The 26,633-nt window shown below is 42.2% G+C and carries 26 protein-coding genes and 3 riboswitches; of the genes, 7 read left to right on the top strand and 19 right to left on the bottom strand.

The window, feature by feature from the left end:
- The first annotated feature begins 93 nt into the window (after nt 1-93).
- A complete protein-coding gene (locus V7201_RS18680) occupies nt 94-1,536 on the top strand; it encodes a GntP family permease (protein WP_335378270.1) in 1,443 nt (480 codons plus the stop codon).
- 117 nt (nt 1,537-1,653) lie between these two features.
- A complete protein-coding gene (locus V7201_RS18675; RefSeq protein ID WP_335378269.1) occupies nt 1,654-2,844 on the top strand; it encodes an acetyl-CoA C-acetyltransferase in 1,191 nt (396 codons plus the stop codon).
- Between the two features lie 52 nt (nt 2,845-2,896).
- Here the strand turns inward: V7201_RS18675 and V7201_RS18670 are convergent, their stop codons facing one another.
- Nucleotides 2,897-3,121, bottom strand: coding sequence for a hypothetical protein (locus tag V7201_RS18670; protein WP_335378268.1), 225 nt, complete (start codon nt 3,119-3,121; stop codon nt 2,897-2,899).
- A 308-nt stretch (nt 3,122-3,429) separates the two neighbouring features.
- Nucleotides 3,430-3,513: riboswitch (cyclic di-GMP riboswitch) on the bottom strand.
- Nucleotides 3,514-3,752: 239 nt separating this feature from the next.
- On the opposite strand from V7201_RS18670, the gene V7201_RS18665 reads away from it, so the two are divergent.
- Nucleotides 3,753-4,097 (top strand): hypothetical protein, encoded by a 345-nt coding sequence (locus V7201_RS18665; RefSeq protein WP_335378267.1) that lies wholly within the window; start codon nt 3,753-3,755, stop codon nt 4,095-4,097.
- A 39-nt stretch (nt 4,098-4,136) separates the two neighbouring features.
- Here V7201_RS18665 and nadE read toward each other — a convergent pair whose 3' ends face one another.
- The gene (gene nadE / locus V7201_RS18660; RefSeq protein ID WP_335378266.1) at nt 4,137-4,958 is read right to left on the bottom strand and encodes an ammonia-dependent NAD(+) synthetase; all 822 of its coding nucleotides are present in this window, start codon (nt 4,956-4,958) and stop codon (nt 4,137-4,139) included.
- 284 nt (nt 4,959-5,242) lie between these two features.
- On the opposite strand from nadE, the gene V7201_RS18655 reads away from it, so the two are divergent.
- The gene (locus V7201_RS18655; RefSeq protein ID WP_335378265.1) at nt 5,243-6,298 is read left to right on the top strand and encodes a lactonase family protein; all 1,056 of its coding nucleotides are present in this window, start codon (nt 5,243-5,245) and stop codon (nt 6,296-6,298) included.
- 50 nt (nt 6,299-6,348) lie between these two features.
- On the opposite strand, the gene V7201_RS18650 is transcribed toward V7201_RS18655, so the two are convergent.
- The 5 genes from V7201_RS18650 to V7201_RS18630 all read right to left on the bottom strand — a co-directional run bounded on the left by V7201_RS18650 (nt 6,349) and on the right by V7201_RS18630 (nt 12,691).
- Nucleotides 6,349-7,338, bottom strand: a complete 990-nt coding sequence (locus tag V7201_RS18650) for a Gfo/Idh/MocA family protein (protein WP_335378264.1) — start codon at nt 7,336-7,338, stop codon at nt 6,349-6,351.
- 116 nt (nt 7,339-7,454) lie between these two features.
- Nucleotides 7,455-8,861: a sensor histidine kinase gene (locus V7201_RS18645; protein WP_335378273.1), complete on the bottom strand. Its 1,407-nt coding sequence runs from the start codon at nt 8,859-8,861 to the stop codon at nt 7,455-7,457.
- On the bottom strand, nt 8,851-9,549 hold the full coding sequence (locus V7201_RS18640) for a response regulator transcription factor (protein ID WP_335378263.1): 699 nt from the start codon (nt 9,547-9,549) through the stop codon (nt 8,851-8,853). The genes V7201_RS18645 and V7201_RS18640 overlap by 11 nt, the downstream gene beginning before the upstream one ends.
- Before the next feature lie 344 nt (nt 9,550-9,893).
- Entirely contained in the window at nt 9,894-11,279 is a 1,386-nt protein-coding gene (locus V7201_RS18635; RefSeq protein WP_335378262.1) for an MBL fold metallo-hydrolase, read from the bottom strand.
- A gap of 218 nt (nt 11,280-11,497) precedes the next feature.
- Nucleotides 11,498-12,691 carry an MFS transporter gene (locus V7201_RS18630; RefSeq protein WP_335378261.1) on the bottom strand — a complete coding sequence of 398 codons (1,194 nt, stop codon included), beginning with the start codon at nt 12,689-12,691 and terminating at the stop codon, nt 11,498-11,500.
- Nucleotides 12,692-12,918: 227 nt separating this feature from the next.
- Here V7201_RS18630 and V7201_RS18625 point away from each other — a divergent pair, with 227 nt between their 5' ends.
- Entirely contained in the window at nt 12,919-13,434 is a 516-nt protein-coding gene (locus V7201_RS18625; protein ID WP_335378260.1) for a DoxX family protein, read from the top strand.
- Between the two features lie 264 nt (nt 13,435-13,698).
- Entirely contained in the window at nt 13,699-14,214 is a 516-nt protein-coding gene (locus tag V7201_RS18620; protein WP_335378259.1) for a DoxX family protein, read from the top strand.
- A gap of 425 nt (nt 14,215-14,639) precedes the next feature.
- Here V7201_RS18620 and V7201_RS18615 read toward each other — a convergent pair whose 3' ends face one another.
- The 12 genes from V7201_RS18615 to V7201_RS18560 all read right to left on the bottom strand — a co-directional run bounded on the left by V7201_RS18615 (nt 14,640) and on the right by V7201_RS18560 (nt 25,388).
- On the bottom strand, nt 14,640-15,899 hold the full coding sequence (locus tag V7201_RS18615; RefSeq protein WP_335378258.1) for a DUF445 domain-containing protein: 1,260 nt from the start codon (nt 15,897-15,899) through the stop codon (nt 14,640-14,642).
- Between the two features lie 189 nt (nt 15,900-16,088).
- On the bottom strand, nt 16,089-16,916 hold the full coding sequence (locus V7201_RS18610) for a MetQ/NlpA family ABC transporter substrate-binding protein (protein ID WP_335378257.1): 828 nt from the start codon (nt 16,914-16,916) through the stop codon (nt 16,089-16,091).
- A 19-nt stretch (nt 16,917-16,935) separates the two neighbouring features.
- Entirely contained in the window at nt 16,936-17,601 is a 666-nt protein-coding gene (locus V7201_RS18605) for a methionine ABC transporter permease (protein ID WP_335378272.1), read from the bottom strand.
- A complete protein-coding gene (locus tag V7201_RS18600; protein ID WP_335378256.1) occupies nt 17,591-18,604 on the bottom strand; it encodes a methionine ABC transporter ATP-binding protein in 1,014 nt (337 codons plus the stop codon). Before V7201_RS18600 ends, V7201_RS18605 begins: the two co-directional genes overlap by 11 nt.
- Nucleotides 18,605-18,660: 56 nt before the next feature.
- Complete coding sequence (locus tag V7201_RS18595; RefSeq protein ID WP_335378255.1) at nt 18,661-18,783, bottom strand: hypothetical protein; 123 nt, start codon at nt 18,781-18,783, stop codon at nt 18,661-18,663.
- Between the two features lie 51 nt (nt 18,784-18,834).
- Nucleotides 18,835-18,939: riboswitch (SAM riboswitch) on the bottom strand.
- A 240-nt stretch (nt 18,940-19,179) separates the two neighbouring features.
- Nucleotides 19,180-19,710, bottom strand: a complete 531-nt coding sequence (locus tag V7201_RS18590) for a chromate transporter (RefSeq protein ID WP_335378254.1) — start codon at nt 19,708-19,710, stop codon at nt 19,180-19,182.
- The gene (locus V7201_RS18585; RefSeq protein ID WP_335378253.1) at nt 19,707-20,279 is read right to left on the bottom strand and encodes a chromate transporter; all 573 of its coding nucleotides are present in this window, start codon (nt 20,277-20,279) and stop codon (nt 19,707-19,709) included. The genes V7201_RS18590 and V7201_RS18585 overlap by 4 nt, the downstream gene beginning before the upstream one ends.
- 171 nt (nt 20,280-20,450) lie before the next feature.
- The gene (locus tag V7201_RS18580) at nt 20,451-21,107 is read right to left on the bottom strand and encodes a potassium channel family protein (RefSeq protein WP_335378252.1); all 657 of its coding nucleotides are present in this window, start codon (nt 21,105-21,107) and stop codon (nt 20,451-20,453) included.
- A gap of 12 nt (nt 21,108-21,119) precedes the next feature.
- Nucleotides 21,120-22,460 carry a TrkH family potassium uptake protein gene (locus V7201_RS18575; protein WP_335378251.1) on the bottom strand — a complete coding sequence of 447 codons (1,341 nt, stop codon included), beginning with the start codon at nt 22,458-22,460 and terminating at the stop codon, nt 21,120-21,122.
- Nucleotides 22,461-22,641: 181 nt separating this feature from the next.
- Nucleotides 22,642-22,788: riboswitch (cyclic di-AMP (ydaO/yuaA leader) on the bottom strand.
- Nucleotides 22,789-23,149: 361 nt separating this feature from the next.
- Nucleotides 23,150-23,878 carry an amino acid ABC transporter ATP-binding protein gene (locus V7201_RS18570; protein WP_335378271.1) on the bottom strand — a complete coding sequence of 243 codons (729 nt, stop codon included), beginning with the start codon at nt 23,876-23,878 and terminating at the stop codon, nt 23,150-23,152.
- Nucleotides 23,879-23,905: 27 nt separating this feature from the next.
- Nucleotides 23,906-24,571 carry an amino acid ABC transporter permease gene (locus V7201_RS18565; protein ID WP_335378250.1) on the bottom strand — a complete coding sequence of 222 codons (666 nt, stop codon included), beginning with the start codon at nt 24,569-24,571 and terminating at the stop codon, nt 23,906-23,908.
- Nucleotides 24,572-24,608: 37 nt separating this feature from the next.
- Nucleotides 24,609-25,388 carry a transporter substrate-binding domain-containing protein gene (locus tag V7201_RS18560; RefSeq protein WP_335378249.1) on the bottom strand — a complete coding sequence of 260 codons (780 nt, stop codon included), beginning with the start codon at nt 25,386-25,388 and terminating at the stop codon, nt 24,609-24,611.
- Nucleotides 25,389-25,626: 238 nt separating this feature from the next.
- Between V7201_RS18560 and V7201_RS18555 the strand changes: the two genes are divergently transcribed.
- Nucleotides 25,627-26,520, top strand: coding sequence for a diacylglycerol/lipid kinase family protein (locus V7201_RS18555; RefSeq protein WP_335378248.1), 894 nt, complete (start codon nt 25,627-25,629; stop codon nt 26,518-26,520).
- The last annotated feature ends 113 nt before the right edge of the window (nt 26,521-26,633 follow it).

The raw sequence follows: 26,633 nt of genomic DNA, 5'->3' as shown, positions 1-26,633 counted from the left end.
GCTGGACATTTCTCGAAGTTAAATATATACTTTCTTATCTTTTAACAAACAATTCATAGACAACGTCTTGAGTATTAGAAAGGGGATTCCCATATGGAGCTATTTATTATTCTCCTCGCTCTTGGATTATTGATGTTCACAGCTTACAAAGGATTTTCCGTCATTCTGTTTGCACCAATAGCAGCGCTTCTTGCAGTAATGCTGACAGATCCGAGCCATGTACTTCCGTTCTTCAGCAATATCTTCATGGAAAAAATGGTCGGTTTTATCAAAAGCTATTTTCCTGTATTCTTGCTTGGTGCTATATTCGGTAAAGTGGTTGAAATGTCCGGAATTGCAGAATCGATCGCTAAATCAATCATTAAACTAGTTGGCGGTACACGGGCAATTCTTGCTATTGTTTTGATGGGCGCAATTTTAACATACAGCGGCGTAAGCCTGTTCGTAGTAGTATTCGCCATTTATCCTTTTGCCAAAAACTTATTCAGGGAAGCAAACATTCCAAAAAGACTCATTCCTGGAACAATTGCGCTTGGTGCCTTCACCTTCACTATGGATGCACTTCCAGGTACACCGCAAATCCAGAACGTTATCCCAACTGGCTTTTTTGGAACAGATATCTATGCAGCACCAACACTGGGTATCATAGGTGCGATTCTCGTTTTCAGCCTTGGTATGATGTACCTTGAAACACTTAGAAAAAGAGCGGCTAAACGCGGCGAAGGTTTTTACGGATTTGATAACGCTGAATCAGCAGCAGCTGCCGAAGCTGATGCATTAGAAGAAGGCGCAGCAAAAATTGATATGACCGCACACGCAAGCACTCTAAAATCAGTACTGGCTTTCGTTCCATTAGTCCTGGTTGGAGTAGCTAACAAATTTTTCACAGTGAATCTTCCTAAGTGGTATCCTAATGGCTTTGACTTCACGAAAATCGGGCTTGAAGCTTACGGAACCATCCAAATTCCAGCAGTAGTCGGGATCTGGTCCGTTGAATTAGCACTGATCCTGGGGATTATCGCTACCTTATTGTATAACTGGAAAGGTGTTACAGGAGGCTTCAAGGTAGGAATTAATACCGCTATCGGAGGAGCATTGCTTGCTTCTATGAACACTGGTGCCGAGTATGGATTTGGCGGAGTCATTTCTTCCCTGCCTGGTTTCTCAGTTGTGAGTAAAGGAATTTCAACCACTTTCTCAGATCCGTTAATCAATGGAGCAGTGACAACAACTACTCTTGCGGGGGTTACAGGTTCCGCTTCCGGCGGTATGGGTATTGCCTTAAGTGCGATGACAGACACTTATATGAAAGCGATCACTCAATTCAACATTCCGCCAGAGGTTATGCACCGTGTCATCTCCATGGCATCAGGCGGTATGGACACGCTTCCACATAACGGAGCTGTTATCACATTGCTTGCAGTAACAGGTTTAACACATAAACAATCCTATAAAGATATTTTCATGATCACAGTAATTAAAACGCTTGCAGTATTCTTCATTATTGCAATCTACAAACTTACTGGACTTGTATAATACCTTGACGTCCAGCTGTGCTGGAAAGTGACATTTTTTACCTGAATCATTATGATTATAGATATAGGGGGATTCAGTCCCCCCTTTAGTATACTTACTTCGAAAGGGGCATGAAAAATGGAAAATACAATTGTAATCGCAAGTGCTGTCAGAACAGCGACCGGTGCCTTTGGCGGCGCATTCTCTGGTGTTTCTGCAGTAGATTTAGGAGCAACAGCGATCAAAGCAGCTTTAGAAAAAGCAAATGTCAGTGCTGATGCGGTTGATGAAGTCATCATGGGAAACGTACTGCAGGCTGGTCTCGGCCAAAACCCTGCACGCCAGGCTGCCATGAGAGCTGGACTTCCAGAAACCTGCCCGTCCATGACAATCAACAAGTTGTGCGGCTCCGGATTGAAAGCAGTCCATCTTGCGTATCAGGCAATTGCAGCCGGAGATGCAGATATCGTCGTTGCAGGCGGCATGGAAAACATGAGTCAGGCTCCATTCGTTCTTAAAGGTGCACGCGAAGGCTTTAAGATGGGAGACCAGAAACTAGTTGATACATTGCTTGGAGATGGACTCGTTTGTGCTTTCAATGACTATCATATGGGTGTCACAGCTGAGAACCTTGCAGATAAATATGAAATCTCCCGTAATGAGCAGGATTCATTTGCAGTAAAAAGCCAAAACAAGGCTGAATCAGCCATCACTTCTGGCCGCTTCAAGGATGAGATCGTTCCTGTCGCGGTAAAACAGCGGAAAGGCGACCCGATCATCGTCGACCAGGATGAGCATCCTAAATTCGGCAGCACACTTGAGAAGGTAGGAAAGTTAAAGCCTGCATTTAAAAAAGACGGTTCGGTAACTGCAGCCAATGCTTCTGGAATCAATGACGGTGCAGCCGCTGTCGTTGTCATGAGCGGCAAAAAAGCAAAAGAACTAGGTGTTACACCGCTTGTAACAATCAAGGCAAATGCTTCTGCTGGTGTTGACCCTTCCATCATGGGTATTGGTCCAGTCGACGCTGTTAAAAAAGCACTTAAAAAAGCGGAAATGGAATTGACTGACATTGATCTGGTTGAAGCAAACGAAGCTTTTGCAGCACAGGCACTCTCCGTAATGAAAGAGCTTGGCATGAGCGAAGACAACGTCAATGTCAATGGAGGAGCAATCGCACTTGGCCATCCAATTGGAGCGAGCGGTGCAAGAATCCTCGTCACATTGATTCATGAATTGAAAAAGAGAGAACAAAAATACGGATTGGCGACTCTCTGCATTGGCGGAGGAATGGGTGTGGCAACCATTATCGAAAATGTAGTTGATTAATAGATAAAAGCCTGTGGCTGCGGCCACAGGCTTTTATAGTTTAATAGATTTTTTATACAACATAATCTTCAGTTAATTTGCTGCAGGCATTTGATAGATTCTGCATGCATTCCATTCGAAGCTTCTCATCACAGATGAAATCGTTAAGCAGTTCTTCCTCCAGTTTCACCTGGATTTGACTGATTTCTTCCTGCAGTCGTTCTCTCTTTTCCACCTCTGCTAAATGAAACTCAATTTCACGTTCAAAATACTCTACAGTCCCAAACAAAACAGTCAATTATTCCTCCACCTTTCTTTTAATCTTTTTCCTGCTGACAAAAACCCGATGCTGAAATGGAACAAATCTGCCAAAAGGAGTATCTTTTATTTATCCTGTCAAGTTACTTAAGTATTATTTAACCTCTCTAACGCGTTGCAAACGTCATTTTCGCTACTTTTTGCATTTTATAAGGTTTTTTCAAGGATTGAGTAAACCAAATATGATGCAATACAGGTACAAATAAAAAATCCTCCAAAAAAGAAGGCGGTTCTTCGGCAAAGTCAAAACAACACCTTTGACCCATCTGGTCATGCATCCGATCCTTTTTTGGCAACCCGACGATCATAGCAAAACGCCTTAGACTCGTGGCTTTGCGTCCCTATCTTTCGATAAGTTTGCCTTTTTCTGTTCTAATTAAAATATAAAACTTACGAACCATCAATTCAACAAAATTCGCCATTTTCTAACAAAAATGAATCTTTATTCCTATATCAAATTGATTATTCTTTTTCTATTAATAGGAACTATCAATTTAGAGAAAAAGCCTTTTGTTTTCACAATGTAATAAAGCCGCAATACCTATGTAAAACTAGATTGATAAAATAAAAGGACGAAGCTTGAATATAGGCGAAATGGCAGGAGGATCCTTATGGAACAGCATGTTAAAATGTCGCTAGATGAATGGAAAGCGGAAATAGAAGAAATTTTGAATGAAATTGATGCGGAATATGAAGAGATAAAAAACGAGTTAAAAGTTTATACATATAAATACAACATCACTAAGCAGGTTGTCCAATCGACCGTTAATCCGGATCTGAACAGAAAGATTCGTGAATTGTACCACCAGCCATTTGAACAAAAATTCAATAACTTGAAGGAATACATCAAGGAGCTTGAAGAGAAAAAGCGAGTTTTTCAAATGTTTACAGACAAAATTGACAAGGTCACTGAAAAAGAAGATCCCAGAAGTTTTGCCATGACAGAACTTGAATAATGGCAATGAATAAGCCTGGCCAATCGGCCAGGCTTTTCTTTATTTTTTCCACCAGGAGTCGAACATTGACGCAGGTACCTGTCTCTTATGTTCTGATACCCTGTATCTGGACTCAATTTTCACAGCATCACCTTCTGCAATCTGCTTTCCTTCCAGATAATCGTCAATTGCCTCATAGCTCACTCCGAGCTCTGTCTCATCAGCCTGAAGCGGCTTGTTATCAAGCAGGTCAGCCGTCGGTTCTTTCAAGTACAATCTTTCCTCAGCATTCAATGCCTTGAGAAGCTCCCTTCCCTGTCTCTTGTTCAGCCCAGTGAGCGGCAGCAAATCGGCTCCGCCATCGCCATACTTTGTGAAAAATCCGGTTACTGCTTCAGCTGCATGGTCTGTGCCGATGACCAGCAAACCTTCCTGGCCGGCAATCGCATACTGTGTAATCATCCTCATCCGGGCCTTAACATTCCCTTTATTAAAATCTGTAAGAGAATCGCCAATCGCTTCTTCAAATTGTGTATTGAATGTATCAACAGCAGGCTGGATATTGAAGGTGACCGTCTTATCGGGTTTAATGAAATCCAGTGCACGCTGCGCATCCTCTTCATCTTTCTGAACCTTGTACGGAAGGCGGACAGCAACGAATTTTGCGTCGACCCCTTCAGAACGCAGCTCTTCAGCCGCTAATTGAGCCAGCCTTCCTGCAAGCGTAGAATCCTGGCCTCCACTGATTCCAAGCACAAATCCTTTTGCTTTCGAAGCTTGTAAATATTCCTTCAGGAAGCCAATCCGCTTCTGGATTTCCTCCTGCGGATTGATTTCCGGACGGACATTCAAAGCTTCAATAATCTGTTTCTGCAAACTCATATTAAACCTCCTTAATCACTGAAAAAGTTATTATTAAAGAGCATATCTCTTATACAGTTTAATGTCTAGATTTACACATCCCAAACTGCAGCTATCTTTAACTATACCGTTATATTGAAAAATTAAACGTCAGGCCGTGAAGATTGTTTTTTTTTCGTTTTACCAGTCCTGTCTTATCACCCGAGTTTGTCCAGAACATTTTGTTCGTGACTGGATTTTTGCTAGACTATAGATGAACTTAAATTAAACGAAAATAAAGCAAAATGATATTGGAGGCTTTGCGAATGACAACTCACGAAAAATTCACAGGCTATATTGGCACCTATACAAAAGGAGACAGCAAAGGGATCTATTCTTTTACCCTTGATGCGGTAAATGGAAAAATTACCGATGTGAAAGCTGTTGCCTCTTTAGAGAATCCCACCTATCTAAATATCAGTAAGGATAATCAGTATCTTTATTCTGTTGCAAAGGAAGGTAATTCAGGAGGTGTTGCAGGCTATAAAATCCTGGAATCCGGGGAGCTTTCCCTAATTAACACTCAGTATTCAGAAGGAGCTTCACCTTGCCATGTCAGCGTAAATAAGGAAAACAGCCTCCTCTTGTCAGCCAACTATCATAAGGGTTCTGCAGATTCATACCGGTTAAATCCTGAAAATGGGGAAATTCAAGCTGTATTATCAAGCATCTTTCATGAAGGTTCAGGTCCTGATGAGAGACAGGAAAAAGCGCATACACATTATAGCGGTTTTACCCCTGATGAGAAATATGCAGCTGTCATTGATTTAGGAATCGATCAGCTGATTACTTATTCTTTGGACAATGGCAAACTGGCGGAGAAGAGTATCTTGAATATCGCACCAGGCAGTGGTCCAAGACATCTTACATTCCATCCAAACGGTGAATATGCCTATTTAATGACTGAATTCAGCTCTGAGGTTATTGTGCTGAAATATCATTTAGAGGATGGAAGCTTCCAACAGCTTCAGGCCGTCTCAACACTTCCTGATGATTTTAAAGAAAATAACCAGGGAAGCGCCATTCACATTTCCTCGGATGGAAAGTTTGTCTATGCTGCCAACCGCGGCCATGACAGCATTGCTGTGTTCGAAGTGAAACCAGGAAGCTTCGAGCTGTCATTTGTGGAGCATACCTCGACCGAAGGCAATTGGCCGAGAGATTTCGTTTTAGACCCAAGTGAAAAGTACTTGATTGCCTCCAACCAGAATTCGAGCAGTGTCGTACTTTATTCTCGAGATAAGGAAACAGGGAGACTTACGTTGCTGGACTCTGAGGTGAAAGTTCCGGACCCTGTGTGCGTTAAGTTTTTGAATTACTAAGGGCTTATTAAAAATGGGCAGGCGCTTTTTGTGCGCCTGCCCATTTTTCATCAGCTTTCCTGGTCACTAGGAAATTTCACTCCCATTTGCCTTCTGGCTTCATCAAGGATGTTCATCGTGATTCTGGAATGTTCCAGTGAATTATTGGCTGATTCCAATTGCCCCTGTTGAATCAAAGTGATAAATTCCTCAGCTTCATAAAACATATTATCTGTGATTTGCTCTCTGGATAAATCCTCTATTCTTCCGTCCCGATAGATGATTTCCACTTTTTCAGGAGAACTGATTTTATCAATTCTGATATTTCCATCCTCACCATGAATTTCAGATGGCAGAGATGAGTTTGTAATCTTGGAGAACATGATCACCGCGTCCATCCCGTCATACTTCAACAAAAGGCTGCCTTCTCCATCTACACCAGAATCCAATACATATCCATTCGCCTGAATGCCCTTAGGTTCTCCGAATAAAGCGACAAGTGGATAGATGCAGTAAATGCCAATATCCATCAATGAACCAGCAGCAAAAGCGGGATTAAAGGCATTTAACACCTTTCCCTCTTTATAGGAATCGTAGCGGGAGGAGTACTGGCAATAGCTTGCAAAATATCTTCTGACTGTACCAACCTTATGCAAATTCTCCTGGACTGCCTTGAAGTTCGGCATCAAAGTTGATTTCAAGGCTTCCATCAATACTACATTATGTTCTCTGGCTATTTGGATCATTTTATCAAATTCCATTCCATTTGAAGCAATCGCTTTTTCACACAGAACATGCTTGCCATTTTTCATGAATGTGATAGCCTGGCTTGCATGCAGTGAATTGGGACTTGCTATATAAACAGCATCAATTACATCGCTTTTCGCCATTTCTTCTAATTCTGTAAAAGTGTGCTCAACCCCGAACTTACCCGCAAACTCAGCAGCTTTATCCTCTGTGCGGGAATAAACCGCTGTCAGCTGGAATGCCTCATGTTGGCTTGCACCTTTTAAAAATGCTTCTGTAATCCAATTCGTACCTACTACTCCGAAACGTACCACATCGTTCACCCTTTCAAAATAACAAAAAGCGTTAGCGCCTTGAATTAAATCGGTTATTTTTATCATTAACCTAATATAAAAGCTGAAGGCCTAGCCTGCAGCTTATCTCTTTCATTTTATCTAAATGGCAGCTCAATCACAAACTTTGTCCCTTTTCCATGTTCGCTTTCTACATGGATCTCGCCTTCATGCATCTGAACAAGCTGCTTAACGATTGATAGTCCAAGACCAAATTCTCCAAAAGGATTGCTCGTTCTCGAAATATCTGCTTTGTAAAAGCGGTGCCAGATCTTTTCAATTTCCTCCGGCTGAATTCCGATGCCTGTATCCTCGATTTCAATATGCGTTCTTTGAACATCCATCCATCCCTTAAGCCGAATTGCGCCATTCTCGGTAAACTGGATGCTGTTTTTCGTTATATTGATCAAAATCTGGACGAGCCGGTCATAATCAGCATGTACCATAACTGAATCTTCCGCTTCAACGATAATAGTATTATTTCGTTCTGCAGCCTGCAGATCTAGCTGATCTTTAATGATTTCGAATACCTCCAGAAGCTCGATATCTTCTTTAATGAGCTGAACCTGATTGGAGCGAATTTTATCATAATCCAGATTTTCATTCACCAGCCTGATCAGGCGCTTCGTCTCCTTGCTCACAAGCTTGATGCCTCTCTCCTTTTCGGCCTCAGGTATCATATCATTCTTCAAGCCTTCAATGACGCCGCTGATCGTGGTCAACGGCGTACGCAATTCATGGGACACATCAGCCATGAATTGGCGGCGGCGATTTTCGAGACTTTCAATCTCCGCTTTTGATTCATCAAGCTTGCTTACCATACGGTTAAAATCCTCTGCCAGTTCGCCGATTTCATCAAAATCAGAGGATGGTACTTTCACAGTGTAATCACCTGCCGAGACGAGAGAGGTTGCTTCCTGCAGCTTTTTGATTCTGTTCACATGGATCCGCGACAGCAGCCAGCTTTGGAGAAAGGCTACTGCAAGGGCAATCAGCACAGTATAAAAAAGGTATTTATTGATTTCAGCAATCATTTCCCTTGCTCCGCTTATTGGAGACGTCAGCAGGATGCCGCCGATGAATTTCCCCTTGTCTATAAAAGGAAGGGCGACAAGGGTTACCGCCTCATCATAGCGCTTGAGGTCATATTTCATGACAATTGGCTGCCCTTCGTTTAACATTCTCCATTCCTTTTCGGTAAACTCAATGGCCGGTCCTCTCCATCTGATCGGATTCAGCAGCTGTACATTCTGGTCAAAAACACTGAATTGTATATCCCTTGAAAATAAGACGCGTGCGTACTGATTGATAATCTGTTCGGGACGTTCACTTCCCCTCTGTAAATCCCGCCAGATATTATCTCCATACGCGATCAGTTCTTCTGTTTTATTTTTATATACTAATGTCTCAACATAATGAGTGAACAGCAAACTAAGGATAAGAAAAGCTACGACGATGATGCTGATATGGCTGATGAATTGCTGGTAAATATATTTAACTTTCATGCCCATCGACCGATTCATCAAATTTATAGCCTACTCCCCAAACCGTATGGAATAATGGCTGTGTTTCGGTCCCAAGTTTCTTTCTCAGCCGCTTGATATGGACATCTACTGTTCGCTCATCACCGTAAAATTGGTAGCCCCACACACGCTCGAGCAGCTGCTCCCTTGTGAAAACCTGGCGAGGATGCTGCACAAAGAATAAGAGTATGTCAAATTCCTTCGGGGTCAAATTGGTGACAGGCTGTCCATACAGCATGACTTCACGAGTTTCTTTATTAATTTTAATGTGCGTGGTGCCAATTAAACCCTTCTCTTCAGGCTGTTGTTTCTGGTACCGACGGGCTACAGCTTTAATCCTTGCCATCAGCGCTAAAGGACTGAACGGTTTGGTCACATAATCATCCGCACCCATTTCTAGTCCAAGGACCTGGTCGCTCTCACTGTCTTTCGCAGTAAGCATGATGATCGGTACCTCGCTGCCTTCCTGCCTGATTTTTCGGCATAGTGTAACACCATCCATTCCAGGAAGCATCCAGTCGACAATCAGTAAATCCCAGCTTCCCTTTTTAAACGATTCATATCCTTTAAGTCCGTCATGAACAAACTCACCTGAAATTCCTTCTTTCAAAAAGAACATATCAATCATTTCGCAGACACTTTCATTATCTTCTATAACTAGAATCTTCATAATATATCTCCTCATATCTCGCTATCTGTTATTAATTAACATAAATCGGAATAGCGTGAGAATCAACAGATTTGGCTATTGTTTCAAATTAATTAATCATTTGGTCATCGTTTTTTCATATTTTAAACGAAAACAAGTCTTCAATAAAGTTATGTTGCTGAATTGAACATTCTTCACGAAGAGTTTTTGTTGCCGGTTTGGAAATCCACGTTGCATTACAGCCACAAATCATTAGGTGGCTGTTCGCGGTAAGCCGCTGAGTCTAATATGGGTGCCTATCAACCTGATTGTTCACTTTAAAAATAAATTAAGCCAGCTCGAATGAGAAGCTGGCTTAAACTATATTAATCTTTCTTCACCGGAAGACCTTCTTTTTCCCAGGCGGAGAACCCGCCTTCCAAATTCAGAACATCCTTGAAGCCATTTTTCAGAAGCAGGCTTGTTCCGATTGCGGAGCGGGCACCTGACTGACAGTGAGCGATGATTTTCTTGTCCTTTGGAACCTCGTCAAGATTGTCGGTCAGCGTTCCAAGCATCAAATGGTGTGCCCCCGGAATGTGGCCGCCGTCCCATTCGCTCTGGTTACGGACGTCAATGACAAAGTAATCTTCATCTTCCATCAGTTCTTTTGCCTTGCTTGCAGGGATATTTTTATATTCCTCAAGATCACTGCTTATTTCTGTTGGAACTACATATCCAGTTACCTGGTCCAGCCCTATCGACTGCAGCGATTTTTTGATATCGGCTAATTGACCCTTTTCGGCAATTAAGACAATAGCTTGATCATAGCTTAACAGCCAGCCTGACCAGTTCGTGAATGATTTGTTATAAGGAATGTTGATGGTGCCCTCCGCATGGCCTCCAGCGAATTCTTTTGCCGGGCGTGTATCGACGACCACCGCATTATCTGTTTCAGATAGAGATACTTTAGGCGCTTCTTCTTTGCGCAACAACTCTGGCCCTGTCTTATTCAGCTTTTTCATCTGGGCAAAATACTTCGGTGGTTCTGGCTGCCCTGCCAGCAGTTCCTCCACAAACTTTTCTTCTTCATTGATTTGGAGCGCCCAGTTAAATTTTTTCTCGTAGCCGAGTGTCGACATCGGAACCGCTCCAAGCGACTTTCCGCATGCACTTCCCGCGCCATGTGCCGGCCAAACCTGCAGGAAGTCGGAAAGCTTCTCTACCTTGCGCAGCGACTCAAACATCTGGCGTGCACCGGATTCAGATGTACCTGTGACACCCGCGGCTTTTTCAAGCAAATCAGGACGTCCGACATCACCTACGAAAAGGAAATCCCCTGTGAAGATTCCCATTGGCTCATTGGCACCGCCACCCTTGTCAGTAAGCAGGAAGGAAATGCTTTCAGGCGTATGTCCCGGTGTATGGATAACATCAAAGTAGACATTTCCAACTTTAAAGATTGAGCCTTCAGTCAGAAATTTATGTTCATATTGATCGACATATTGGTACTTCCAGTCCTTATCCCCTTCATCTGAAACATAGAGCTTTGCTCCATGGTGGTGGGCAAGCTCTCTTGCACCAGATAAATAATCTGCATGGATATGAGTTTCAGTTACAGCCGAAATCGTGAAACCTTCCTTTTTAGCAATTTTAAGATACGGCTGAATGTTCCTGGCCGGGTCAATGACAATGGCCTCTCCAGTGCGCTGGCACCCGATCAAATATGACATATGGGCAAGCTGTTCATCGAAAAATGACTTGAAATACATTTGACTTCCTCCTCAGTATTAAATGCAAATATAGTAATTTAAACTCTGTTAGCCAATAGTCTTTATATACCCCGGACCATATTTTTTAAAAGTTTAATTATCGCATGGGCCATTATTCCAATTATACCTATAAGTGTATTTTACTTAGAAAGGTTCTAACTTACAAATAATTGCATGTAAAAAACCTGCTCCATGTAAATAGAACAGGTTTGCTAGCATTAGTTCACTCTTGTTTTTCTGGTCAAATAAAGATATAACAGAATGGAGAAAAATACGGAAAGTGCTGATGCAATATAAATGCTTCCATAGCCAAGCCAGTGGCCAATCTGGCCGAATGCCATGGCCCCGATTCCTACTCCCAAGTCAAAAAATGAGAAAAAGGTTGCATTGGCCATTCCTTTCCTGTCCTTCGGTGCTTTTTCTACTGACCAGGCCTGGAGTGCTGGCTGCACCGCACCGAATCCAAAGCCATAAAGTCCTGCAGCAATGAACATTACTAAACTATTAGGCAGCCAAGACAGCAATATCATCGCAATCATGATGAATAAGGCCCCAGGAATAAAAACTACACCATGCCCTTTTTGATCATACAGCTTGCCCGCGAAGGTCCTGGACAACAACAGTGTCAAAGCATAGATCAAAAAATACCATTGAATGCCCGATATGTCTTTTTGAGTTGCATAAAGAGGAAGAAAGGAAGCAATTCCACCAAAAGTGACTGTGATAAAAAACAGTAAGAATGATGGGTGGAGCGCTGTCTTTTCATACACATCCCATTTCCTCCCTGCAATTTCTGGTCTGTTATTTCCCACTTTCTTATAAGAAATTCTGGAGGCAAAAAGAAAGGCAGTAAGACCAAGCACCGCGCATATCAGAAATAATTGCTTAAAGGAAATGACATCAGCTAGTGCCAATCCAAGTGTCGGACCTAAAGCCAGAGCCAGATTTCCTGACAAACCAAAATAGCCCATTCCTTCTCCCCTGCGGCGCGGCGGAATTAAATCTGTAGCAATCGTTCCCGATGCTGTCGTCGATAACCCCCATCCTACACCCTGGACAACCCGCATCAGAAATAAAAATACAATCCCTAAGGCGAATCCGAAGGAGCCTACGGATAAGACAAATATCACTAACCCTGTTAAATAAACCAAGCCTCGTCCCTTTGATTCTAGCATCCTGCCGGCATAAGGTCTGATCAGCAAAGCGGAGAATGTGAAAATACCGACAACAAACCCAATTAATTGATCGTTGCCGCCAAGATCCTCAACAAGCAGCGGAATCGTAGGCAATGTCATTTGAAAGCCAAGAAAGATAAAAAAATTGGCGAGAATTATGAACACGAAATCCCTGCTCCATATTTTTTCCCTGTCTTTGATTTGCTCTTGTGCATCAGCATCTGATTGTTTGTCCATGTCTATCGCCAGTCCTTTCTGTGTTTACTCGGGTCGGTTTCTGGTTTCTGTTGTGCCGGGACACCCAGAAAATAAGATTTACCTCCCTATTTATTCTTGTTCAAAGTTCTGTCAATTTGTTGTTTCATTTCTGTGAACTATTTCACAATTGCCTCATTCTAATTCCAAATTCTGATATATTGTTAGTGTAATCAATATTAACTTATTTTTGAAGGGAAGCGATTTATATGTTCGCGAAATGGTTAAGAGAAAACAATGTCGCTGCTGGCCTTTTGACTGTCCTGCGTGTATGGCTCGGATATAACTGGATGCATGCTGGTTGGGGAAAATTAACTGGTGAAGGTTTCGATGCTACTGGATTTTTGAAAAATGCTGTTGCCAATCCGGTAAAAGGCCCGGATGGAAGCATGGTTTACAGCTGGTATGTATCTTTCCTTGATAACTTCGCCATTCCAAATGTTGAACTATTTAACTTCATTGTTCCACTTGGGGAATTCCTGATCGGTCTTGGACTTATTCTTGGATGCTTAACAACTGCAGCAATGTTCTTCGGCCTTGTGATGAACTTCTCTTTCTTCCTTGCCGGAACAGTATCTCACAACCCAACTGACATCTTCTTCGGCTTCATCATCGTGTTTGCTGGTTTCAATGCTGGAAAATACGGTTTAGACCGCTGGGTTGTTCCTTTCATTCGCAAAACTGTCCTTAAGAAAACAAATGAAGCAGTAAATAACGCTGTATAAGAATTCGGCAGAGCCAAACCGAATATATGTTGAAAGAGCCTGTCTTCAGGCTCTTTTCTTTGTCTCAGACTCACCAATGATTATTACCTGCCTTTTACTCTCTCTCCCTTCATCATCACAGGGCTTCTGGTTTACGTTCATAAATCATTCATATTGTTGTTGCTGATTTGTGAACATAGTTCCGTCCCTTTCATCTTTTTAAGGAAATTCAATATATTGTAGTGTAATCAAATTATTACTTATCCTTGAAGGGAAGCGATTTATATGTTTGCAAAATGGTTAAGAGAAAGCAATGTCGCGGCAGGTCTTCTTACAGTGTTGCGCTTATGGCTCGGTTATAATTGGATGCACGCTGGCTGGGGAAAATTAACTGGTGAAGGTTTCGATGCTACAGGATATTTAACAAATGCTATAGCTAATCCTGTTAAGGGTCCTGACGGAAACATGGTGTATGGTTGGTATGTGTCATTCCTAGAAAACTTCGCACTTCCAAATATAGACCTCTTCAATTTCATCGTTCCTGTTGGTGAATTCCTAGTAGGACTCGGTCTCATCCTTGGATGCCTGACAACTGCTGCGATGTTCTTCGGTTTAGTGATGAATTTCTCTTTCTTCCTTGCCGGTACAGTATCACATAATCCTACTGATATCTTCTTCGGATTCATCATACTGTTCGCTGGCTACAATGCAGGAAGATACGGTTTAGATCACTGGGTCATACCATTCATTCGCAAAACAATTTTCAGACAAAGTGCTGAGAAACCCGATAAAATTTCTTAAAGTCCCTTAAGGAAAAAATGCATAACCCATTAAAATAAGGTGTGTTAAAGTACAATGTTGATTTTTTAGCACCTGTTGATTGGAGCGGAAGGCGCGCAGACTCCTCCGAAAATGCTAACGCATTTCCATCGTGCGTGGGCAGGTTCGAGGAAGCTTTTCAAAGTCCTGGGGGATCAGCGGCCAAGGTGAGACCCCGCAGGAGCAAAGCGACGAGGAGGCTCACCTGACGCCCCCCGGAAAGCGAAGCGCCTGGAGCGGAAATCAACAGACAAGTTTTACACAGCCTAAGCTAAAAAAATCCCTGTACCGCGGCTCTTAATAGCTTAGCGCGGTGCAGGGATTTTCTCTGCTATGGTGTTTATTTTACTTGATGAACTCTTTTTCTGATGACAGAATCGATGAAAAATCGAGTGTATACTGTTATTTTACATAATAAGAAATTTAAAGATTGTCAGCCCAATTCCAATCAGGAAGCCGCAAACTGCACCGTTGACCCTGATCCACTGCAGGTCTTTTCCGATATTGTTTTCCATCATGTCGATCAATGTTTCTGTATCGAGTTTGTCGAGATTTTCCCTAACCAGCTTGCCGATCTTTGAATGGTTCCTTTCAATCAGACCAGCAAGTTTTGTATGAAGCCATCTCTCAATACCTGCTACTTTTTCAGGATCATTTTTAATCTCATTTATGAATTTGTTAACAACTGGGATTACGTGGTCATCAACAAAGCTCTCTTTTTCAATAAATGAGATTGCACGTCCCTTGAACTTTAAGAGAACATCTTTGATTTGGTTTGAAATCTCCAACTCTTCCACCAATTTATTTTTCCAGCTTTGGATTTCTAACATCAGCACTTCTCGTTCATCAATGCTCCCAAGCTCTTTTCGAACCTTCTCAAGAATCATGTGCCTGTAACGATTGTCGCTTTGTTTAAGGTTTTTCATTCTTTTTAAAATGAAAGACTGCAGCATATTGCCGATTTTCTCTTCGGTGATCATATTGCTGAAGGATTGAATCGCGAATTTTAGCAATCCGTCTGCCTGGGTAGTCTCAATTGCCTGCTTGCCAAGCTTGCCGAGGACCATTTTCGCTTCCTCTTTGGATGCCCACTTTTCAGTTTCCTCCAAGATATAGTTAAACGCAGCTTCATCGTATTGCTTAGCTAACACATGACTTGAAGCTTTTTGCAAAAGCATTGAGACATTAGCAGTAAGCAGGAAGTCTTTGATCTCCTTTTCAATGGAAGGAGCAAATTTTTCCACATCAATTTTGTTCGCAATCTCAAGGCTGAAGGACTGTATGTTTTTTTTCACAGAATCAGAATGCAGTTCTTTTTCCACCGTCTCAAAAATTTTATCCAGAATGTGAATCTGCTTGAATTTATCCATGATGCTCTCTTTAGTGAGCCAATCATTCTCGAGCATATTGATTAATGCCTGTGTCACCTTTTCACGATTTTTAGGCAGGAGTGCAGTATGTGGAATCGGGATGCCCATTGGGTGCCTGAAGAGCGCAGTAACGGCGAACCAGTCAGCAAGTCCGCCTACAAGGCCAGCTTCAAAACCGCCCATTAATAGTTTTCCAATGATTGATTCCTGAAACGGAATCGTTGCGAGGAAACCTACTCCCATAATTGCCAGCGATATAGCTGCCAAGTGTCTTGATCTCTTATCTTGTCTATTCATAATTCTCCCTCTGTAACCATTTATGTTTTTTCCGTTAGCATAACAAAAAGAAATCTCTGTTAATATATTAACCAATTTATAGGGGAGAACGCTATAAAAATGAACAAGTCCCATGAAACCCTGGTGTATATCAGGTCTCAAGGGACTTGGTCATAGTTGAAAATATCCATATTCAGAATAAGAACCAGCCTATTCCATCCACTCAGGCTTACCAAAGCCTTTAAACTCTTCATCAATTACTTTTTCAAATTCTGCTGACTCTACAACTTCTTTAATATCCTTTGCAAATTGTGCATTCTCGTCTTTTGTATTAATGACAACACGATTTCGATACTGGTCAGGCATTTTTTCCAGCTGCAGAGCATCAAGCAGGTTCATTTTTGCTGCAAGTGCAAAGTTTCCTGGAACGGCTGAAAGATCTACACTCTCTACTGCTCTTGGCAGCTGTGCTGCTTCAATTGGCTTGAACTGCAGGTTCTTGACGTTATCTTTTACATCTTTTTCAGAAACAGTCAGTGGATCAGCGTTCGGATCAAGAGTGATCAAACCAGCGTCTTCAAGAATCAGGAAGGCGCGCGCGGCATTTGTTGGATCATTTGGGATCGCGATGGCTGAACCTTCTGCTACTTCATCAAGTGAATTGAATTTCTTTGAGTAGATTCCCATTGGGGCTGTTGGGACAACAATAACTTCTGATAATTCAAGATCATGCTCTTTTGCAAAATTCTCCATATACACTTTGTGCTGGAAAAGGTTCGCATCCAGGTCCCCTTTTGATAAAGCTAAGTTAGGCTGGATGTAATCACTGAATTCCACAACTTTCACGTCATATCCTTTTTTCTCAAGCAACGGTTTGATTGCCTTGGAAACCATATCACTGTAAGGGCCGGAAGTCGCTCCAAATGTGACTTCCTTCTTGTCTGCCTTCGCATCTCCGTTTGATGCTGAATCGCTGCCGCATGCTGCAAGCAATCCGATTGTTAATAAGAAAATGATAGAATACACAAACTTTTTCATTATAATAACCTCCATTTTTTTATCTTTTATCTACTAATCTTGCTATCCTGTCCCCGCCGAACTGAATCAGCTGGACCAGGCAAATTAGAATAATAACCGTAGTAATCATGATGGTATTGTCATAACGATAATAGCCAAAACGAATCGCAAGGTCGCCAACTCCGCCGCCTCCAACAATCCCGGCCATTGCTGAGTAGGCAACAAGACTGATGATCGTAATCGTCACTCCCTGGACAATTCCCGGACGAGCTTCCGGAATGAGGACATCCTTTATTATCATCCATGGAGTTGCACCTGTTGCAACTGCGGCCTCAATTACCCCTTTATCGATTTCCCGGAAGCTTTGCTCTACTATTCTTGCAAAGAAAGGAATTGCAGCGACCGATAACGAAACCGAAGCTGCTGTTGGTCCGATAGTCGTGCCGGCAATAAGGTTTGCCAATGGCAGCAGGGCTATCAGCAGGATGATAAATGGGACTGAACGAATCATATTTACGGTGAAACCTGCGATATTTTTAAAAATTTGATTTTCCAGAAATAAGCCTTTATCTGTGACAAATAACAGCACCCCCGTTGGCAATCCAATGACGATTGCCACAACGATTGATATTCCGACCATATAAATTGTTTCAAAGAATGCTTTGTTTAATTCCGGCAGCAGGGAAACCAGACTCTCAGGCAGCATCATGAATCACCTCCAGATTTCTTGTTCTTGACGCGATATACTCAATAGCACGTTCAAGCTCATTGTGATCGCCTGTAATCTCCATGATAAAAATTCCAAGCGGGATCTCCTGAATGTATTCAATCTTTCCATGAAGGATATTTCCTCTTACTTTGAATTTTTGGAACACATCAGAAATGACTGATTGCTCAGCAATCGCACCCTGGAAGTAAATTTTAATGATCTTTCCCTGCCGCTCCTCTAGCAGTCTTTCCGGGAGATCAAACTTAAGGATCGAGTTGACAAAATCCTTTGTCAGCGGCTGCTGCGGGTTGGCAAACACATCATACACATTTCCTTCCTCAATGATTTTCCCATCCTGCATGACAGCCATCCTGTCACAAATCGTCTTGACTACTTCCATTTCGTGAGTGATCAGGACGATTGTGATTCCTAATTCAATATTTATCTTTTTTAACAATGCTAAAATCGATCTTGTTGTACTTGGGTCCAATGCTGAAGTAGCCTCATCACACAACAGGACTGAAGGGTTATTTGCAAGTGCCCTCGCAATGCCCACCCGCTGTTTTTGCCCCCCGGACAATTGAGCAGGATACACATCTTTTTTATCTGAAAGTCCAACCATATCCAGAAGGTCCACTACTCTTTCACTTATCTTTCCTTTTGGGATTCCAGCAGCTTTTAAGGCGAAAGCGATATTTTCACTTACGGTTTTGGCACTGACAAGGTGAAAATGCTGAAAAATCATGCCGATTTTCAATCGAGCTTTGCGCAGGTCATTTTTATTTAAAGAAGTAAGCTCCACATCGTCGATGATCACTTCACCCGACGTCGGCTTTTCAAGGAGATTCAAGCATCTGAGCAAGGAACTTTTTCCTGCTCCGCTGTAGCCAACGATTCCATAAATTTCACCCCTGTTTACCCTTAACGAAACATGGTCAACACCTGTTACAGTTCCACTTTTCGTTTCATACACCTTGACTAATTTTTTAACTTCTATCATGCTTTGTCCCCCTATCAAACCGTTCTTCTGTTCTGGAATCTGTTCCTTTCTGCCAGTTAACCAAGAAGCTTTATTGGTATACCGTTATCATATTTCCGATTTCTAATCCCGCAGTAGTCTGCACTTTCCGCTTTAACCACCTGACTGTTTACAATAATCAATTGGATAGAAGTAAACAAAAAAATGCCTCTTTCATTCATAGAAAGAGGCATCGTAAAAATAATCTATACGACTTATCTCTCAGAATGAAATCATTCTGTAGGAAGTGGCACCGTTCCTAAAAGGAGGTTGCCGGACGTCATAGGGCCTAATCCCTCGGTCGCTCTTGATAAGTAACTTATTTAATTGGATAATTGAAATCATAAAACCTTCTGATTTGTTTGTCAATATAATATTTTGACGAACAAATCTATGACATCGCTTTCATCACTGCAGGAGTAAGGTGAAAATTTTTCCGCATTTTTTGGTACAGCTTTTTTTATTGCTTTCAAAATTCATAATTCGTGTCTGGATTTTTCCTTTTTTATCAGCTAAATTCAGGAATGATGCAATGCCAACAAAAAGAAAACCCATGTTTATGATAAAACAAGGGCTCCGTATACAAGCGCACCAGCTATGACATAGGCAGGGTGCACCTTCATTTTTTCCATAAGCAAAAAGCTCAGGCCGCCGATTAGTATTGTCTGCAGCACTCCGACGCCTTCATAGGAAGAAAAAAAGAAATCATATGTCATCACCCCAAGCAAAACGGCAATGACTGGACGGATAACGAGAGTAAGTCGCTTGACTCTTGGGGAATCCTTAAATTTCATCAGCAGTCCGAGCAAGCCGATCATTAAAAACAGGGAAGGAGCAGCTGCAGCAAATACGCCGATAACTGCACCGAGGACTCCTCCCTCAGCAAAGCCGATATAGCCGGCCATTTTCGTCGCGATCGGTCCAGGAAGGGCATTTCCCATGGCGAGAACTTCACTGAATTCATTAACCGTCATCCAGCCGTAGCGATCCACTACTTCATTTTCAATTAACGGAATGGAGGCAGGACCCCCGCCGTAGCCTAAAATCCCCGGGATAAAGAAGGCCCAAAAAATTTTAATATAAATCATCTCTGCTCTCCTCCTGCTTTTTCATTTTTAGAAGGAGAGTCCTTCTTTAGCAAGGCGCCTATTAATAATACAAAAATTAAAATGGCAGGGTGCAGGTGCAGGAATTGAAGAAGCAGCATGCTTCCGCCCAGCGCGAGCAAAGTCCATTTCCATCCAAGCTTGGAGGTTCCGGATTTTTTCACAAAATCCCATGTTAAAACAGCCAGCATTACAGCTACAACAGGAACGACCGCCTGTGACATCCCGCTTACCCATGGTTCATCCTTATAAGCATTAAGGACCGTCAGAAGAAGAATCATCAGAATGATTGTTGGCACAATTGTCGCTGCCAGTGCATTAAGCATCCCTAAAACCCCGCCTACTCGATAGCCAATGTACCCGGCCATCTTCGTCGCAATTGGACCTGGCAAAGCATTTCCTAATGCAAGAATGTCGCTGAATTCATCAGAGTCCATCCATTTATATTTATCAACAACTTCCTTATGTACAAGTGGGATCGAGGATGGTCCACCTCCGTAGCCAAGAATTCCTACCCGAAAAAACGCTAAAAAAATATCCGCCTGTTTCAATCACTCTCACCTTTTCTATTCGTAATCAGCCATGGCTGTAAATTATTTCGTTACCCTTATTAAATAATTATATAGATTAATAGCCATACATGCATGGAAAATTATCACCAGGAAGGAGTTCGGAATTTCTGCGTAAAAAAGCAGGCTGCTCAAAGCACCCTGCCACATGTCTTATTTTACTTTTGAAAACTTGTTTAGATCGCCATTTTCCCCAAGGACAATCAGGATGTCCTCCGCTCTTAACGTTTTCTCGGGATCCGGTGAAATGTCTACCTTAGGACCGGTTTTAACTCCGATAACCGTAATATTGTATTTTGCACGCAGGTTGATTTCAATGAGGTTCTTTCCTGCCATGCTCATCGGGAGCTTGATTTCTTCAATACTGTAATCATCTGAAAGCTCGATGAAATTGAGCACATTTGGGGATGCCATCAGCTGATGGGCTACCCTTTCCCCCATATCTCTTTCAGGGAAAATGACTTTATCCGCACCAACCTTGAACAACACCTGTGCATGGTGCTTGTTAAGGGCTTTTGCAACGACATTGGCTACTCCCATTTCTTTTAGGATAAGGACTGTCAGAATACTCGCCTGGATATCATCACCTATCGCCACGATGACTGTATCAAAGTTTCTGATTCCTACTGCCTTGAGAGTTTGTTCATCTGTTGAATCGCCGATTACCGCATGGGTGACATTCTCTTTATATTCCTCAATATATTGCTCTTTTTTATCAATGGCCAGTACTTCGTTTCCTTCATTGTACAGGGAGGTCGCTACACTTGAACCAAAGCGTCCCATCCCAATTACTGCATATTGCTTTGCCATAAAAATATCCTCCTACCCAATCATCACTTTTCCAGCAGGATAACGGTAATGATCTTCTTTTCTTTTTTTCGCTACTGCAAAAGCAAGTGTCATCGGTCCAATCCGGCCCGCGAACATCGTAAATGTAATCAATATTTTTCCCAATGGTGACAGTTCGGGAGTCAATCCCATTGAAAGACCAACTGTTGCAAAGGCGGATACTGTCTCGAAAAATAACATCAGAAAATCTTTTCCCGGTTCTGTAATGGTCAACACCATTGTTACGAAAATAATTAAGAATAGTGCGATGAGTGTTACTGTAATTGATTTATAAATGATGCTGTAGTCCATTCTTCTGCCGAAGAACGTGACATCCTCCCTGCCGCGGATTTGCGCTTTTACGGCGCCCATCAGAATGGCAAATGTAGTGGTCTTGATACCGCCGCCAGTTGACCCTGGGGATGCCCCGATAAACATCAGGAAGATAATCATGAACAATGTCGTTTGTGTTAAGTCACCAATATTCAAAGTATTGGAGCCGGCAGTCCTAGGCGTCACAGATTGATAAAAGGAACCTAATATTTTTCCGGCCATCGATAGTGGTTTCAAAGTGGCTGGATTGTTATATTCAAGGATAAAGATCAGGAGCGCTCCGCCAAGTACAAGAATCCCGGAAACGGACAGTACCATTTTCGAATGAAGTGATATCCTTTTTGTGCTTTTGTATTCAAAAAGCTCATTCATTACAATGAATCCTATACCGCCTAAACTGATCAGTGAAATTAGGGTGATGTTAATAACAGGATCATCAGCGTATGAGGTAAAACCGCGAAACTCTCCCATTATGTCAAAACCAGCATTATTGAAGTTCGAAATCGCATGGAAAAACCCAAAATAGATCGCCTTACCAGCGGCCATGTCCTGTGCAAATCTGAGAGATAACAGGATTCCTCCTGCAATTTCGATAACAGCTGTAAAAATGAGAATCCGCTTCACAAGCCGGACCACACCCTCCACCGTGGCATTGTTCAATGATTCTTGAATGATCAGCCTCTCTTTTAACGAGATTCTTTTCCCAAGGATGAATGCCAGCAGTGTCGCAAAACTCATAAACCCTAGCCCGCCGATCTGAATCATCGAAAGGATGACCATTTCACCGAACTGTGTGAAGGTATCACCTGTATCCACAACTACGAGCCCCGTTACGCAGGTTGCTGATGTGGCTGTGAACAAAGCATCCAGCCAGGAAAGCCCTTTGCCGTCAGTCGTAGCGGCAGGCAGTGAAAGCAGCAGCGAGCCCAATAGGATAATCGTCCCAAAACCTAGGACAAGTATCTTCGGAGGCTCAAGCTTAAAAAGCATTTTCCTGCGCATGTTGTTTTCTCCTTCTCCCCTTAGTATGAGGAATTTTGTTAGTAATATTTCTTTGGCAGGGACTTAATGATTTTAACGGATCATAAACGACATCGTTAATTACGCCAAAACAAAAAAGCCCCCAGAGGCTAAAAGATAATAGCCTTGTGGACTTTTGAACAGACTCGTCTCACAAGCTCCATCTTCCTCTTCTGCAACGCTTGCGGAGTTAGCTGTCGGATTAGGGCTCAGAATAGCCCTGCCTTTTATTCAAAGGCTTCACCCCTAGTGGATTATCATCCACGGAAGTTGGTTCCCCCGCTCCAATTGGATTCAGCGATTTAGAAATTTGAAACTTAATTTAATTTTGGATTCAGTATAAAATCTGAAACTGTTGTAATCATACTCCTGTGCGATTCAAGTTGTAAAGTATGAAAAATACGCTAAAAATCCCTCTTTTGACTCAAATAGAACGAAAACTTCCAGCATATCCTTGCTTATCTCACTGAATCGCTGTTTTTCTTGAGTATTTATCCCTTTTTCAAGTTTTCATCAGACTCTTTGATTGTATTTTATCCTATGAGGAAATTGTTCTCTAAAACTTTTCATCCATGCGTGATGATTTTTTTGATTGGTTCTCTTGGGCATTTAACCATACCAAATAATACACAAAGCAGTCCTGATTTCACTCAGGACTGCTTTGCAAAAATTTATTTAAGAGCTGTTGTCTGGATAAATTCCTTTGTACGGTCTTCTTGTGGATTGGTGAAGAACTCTTCTGGTTTAGCTTTCTCGACAATGATTCCTTCATCCATGTAAATGATCCAGTCTGCAACCTCACGGGCAAAACCCATTTCGTGGGTAACGACTACCATGGTCATTCCGTCCTCTGCTAATTCTTTCATGGTAGCGAGTACTTCGCCTACCAGTTCGGGGTCAAGAGCTGAAGTTGGTTCATCAAAAAGCATGATATCCGGATTCATTGCCAGTGCACGGGCAATGGCTACCCTTTGTTTCTGGCCGCCTGACAATTTGCTAGGATAAACATCTGCTTTATCCTCAAGACCAACCTTCACAAGAAGTTCCTTCGCTTCCCTGATGGCTTCATTTTTTGGAATTTTTTTCACATGAACAGGTGCCTCAATGATATTTTCCAGAACGGTCATATGTGGAAAAAGATTAAAATGCTGGAACACCATTCCTACCTTTTGGCGTACTTCATTTATATCATGAGTATCCCTTGAAACCTCTTCTCCTTCGATAATGATTCTGCCATTGTCCTTTTTTTCAAGGAAATTAATGCATCGAAGCAAGGTACTTTTACCTGAACCACTGGCTCCGACAAGACATACGACATCGCTTTCCTTAACCGTTATATTGATATCCTTCAGGACATGAAGGTCGCCAAAGGATTTATTTAAGTTTTCAACATGAATCATTTCTTTTGTATACACTTCATTTCCTCCTTACCTGTCACTAACAGCTAATTTCTTTTCGATTGCCCTTACGACCAATGTCAGGATCGCAACTAGAACTAGATAATAGAAAGCTACGATTAACAGGTACGTCATTTCGTCAAAGTTGTTTGAACCAAGCGTCGTTGCTACGTTGAACAGCTCGTTCATCGAGATGAACGCCGCGAGCGAGGAATCCTTAAGGCCGATGATAAATTGGTTGCCAAGCGGCGGAAGAGAACGGCGGAACGCTTGCGGCAAAATGATTCTTCTCATGGTTAAAGCCTTTGACATACCCAATGACCGGCCAGCTTCCATTTGGCCTTTATCAACCGATTGGATGGTTCCGCGGAAGATTTCCGCGATATACGCACCGTTATGGAACGCTAGCGCCAATGCCGCCGCCCAGAAATCAGGAATCAGAAAGATTCCGCTAATTCCGAAGTATAAAATAAAGATTTGTACAATCAGTGGGGTTCCCCTGATTAGATAAACATACGTGTCGGAAATCCATTCTAAAGGCTTGATGTTAGAAATTTTTAAAAGTGCAAAGAATAAACCAATTACAATTCCTACTAAAATTGATACTACTGTAAGCTGCAGCGTAAGCAGCATTGCATCGATAAAAAGGTCACTGCTGTCAATCAATGTTTGTAAAACATGTCCTATACTTGGCAAAGCTCCTACATCCCTTCTCTATTAATTATCTATCTGTCTACTCCGGCTTCGTTGTGATATCCTCACCGAAATATTTTTGGCTGATTTTCGAGAGTGTTCCATCTTTGCGCAGATTCTCCAGCGCTTCATTCACCCTTTTTAACAGCTGCGGATTATCCTTTGGAACAACAACAGCCTGCTCACTTCTTTCAATGAGCTGTCTTCCTTCTATCTTAAAGCCTTCCTTCGCTGCACTCTTACCTGTAACGAAGTCGGTAATAACCGCATCATGGCGGCCGGTGCTTAAGGCTTTTAATGCTGTGATATCACTATCGTACATTTTAATATTAGAAGTGTATTTAGAGGCAGTATCCGCGTACGTGGATCCTTTTGCGACAGCAACTTCCTTCCCCTTTAAATCATCAACAGTCTGGATGCTGCTATCGGGTCTTACGAAAATTTGCGGACCTGAATAATAGTATGGAGTCGAAAATAGTACATGTTTGCTCCGCTGAGGATTAATCGTATGGCTGGCTACGGCGACATCAGCACGGCCAGTTTTTACCCCTTCAACAATCCCCTTGAATTTCATTCTTTTCTGTACAGGCTTCAGCCCCATCTCTTTGGCTAACGCTTCTCCCACTTCAATGTCAAAGCCCGTCATTGACAAATCATCTTTAAGATAACTGAACGGCTTAAACTCTCCGGAAGCTGTGAAGATTAATTCATCCTTGTCTACCAGCTCAGTTCCATCGTCTAGCTTTTCCTTTTCTGCACATGCAGTTAAAGACAATAGCGAGAGAACCAAAGCTGCAAATAGTATCCATTTTTTTGACATTCCCCTATGATCTCCTCTCTCTTTTTTCCTGCTTGCTAACTAAGTACCCTTTTTACAAAGGGGATAATCATAAAATTAAAGGGGGTTATTGTAATAGGGGGAGAAATATGGGAAAACCACAACGAATCTAAAAGCAAAGCAGCCCCATTTCATGGTTTATAGCAAAGGGATTATAGGTAAATAATAGGGTTGAGGTTAGACATTCGATCGATGAATTGAATATTGGAGGTAGATGGAGATGAAAGCTATGATCATTATGAATCCATCATCAGGAAAAGAAAAAGCAAACGAATATGTTCAAAAAATAAAAGAAACGTTGCAAGGAAGATTTAGTGATATAGATATTAGAAAGACCGAGAAGGAAGGAGATGCTGCCTCATTCGCAACAGAAGCTTGCGTTGCTTTATATGACGCAGTCATCTCAATGGGCGGGGACGGAACAATCAATGAAACAATTAATGGGATAGCAGAACAAGACTACCGTCCCGCTCTAGGTATTATTCCTTTAGGCACCATCAATGATTTTGCCCGGGCACTAGATATCCCCCTTGAACCATATGAGGCTATTTCAATCTTAGAAGGTCAGGAAACCATGGCAGTGGATGTCGGAAAGATTGATGAAGCTTATTTTGCAAATGTACTGGCAGTAGGATCTATTGCAGAAGCTTCTTATAATGTTACAGCAGAGCAAAAGACACGTTTAGGCTCCCTTGCTTATTTTATGGAAGGAGCGAAATCGTTTTTGAATGGCGAAGCAATCGATTTAACCGTGGAACACGAAAACGGCAGATGGGAAGGTAAGTCTTTCCTTTTACTTGCAGCCCTTACAAATTCGGTAGGAGGATTCGAATCTCTCGCACCGGAAGCGAGTGTGAACGATGGGAAGTTCCATGTTTTCATTATAAAAAAAATGTCGTTCCCGAAGATTGCAGCGATCATTCCTTCGCTTTTGAAGGGGGAACTTAAAGAAAGCGATGAAGTCGAATATATTTCAACCTCTTTTCTTAATGTCTCCTCTTCAAAGGAGCATGTGGTGAATATTGATGGTGAAGAGGGCCAGACATTGCCGTTCCACGCCAAAGTGCTTCCAGGACATATACGTGTATTTGTTCCAGCTAAAAAAGCTATGTAAATAAGAAAAGCGCAAGCGCCTTGGTCAGCCCCGACAAGCGCTGGCCGACTAAAACCGCCACGTCCTGTGGCAACGTCGGCACTAGGACATCATATCCGTCGAAGGGCCGACCG

The organism is Bacillus sp. JJ1122 (genome assembly GCF_036964885.1).
In the GTDB taxonomy this organism is placed as follows: Bacteria; Bacillota; Bacilli; order Bacillales; family Cytobacillaceae; genus Mesobacillus.
This window is presented reverse-complemented; position numbering and strand designations above follow the sequence as displayed.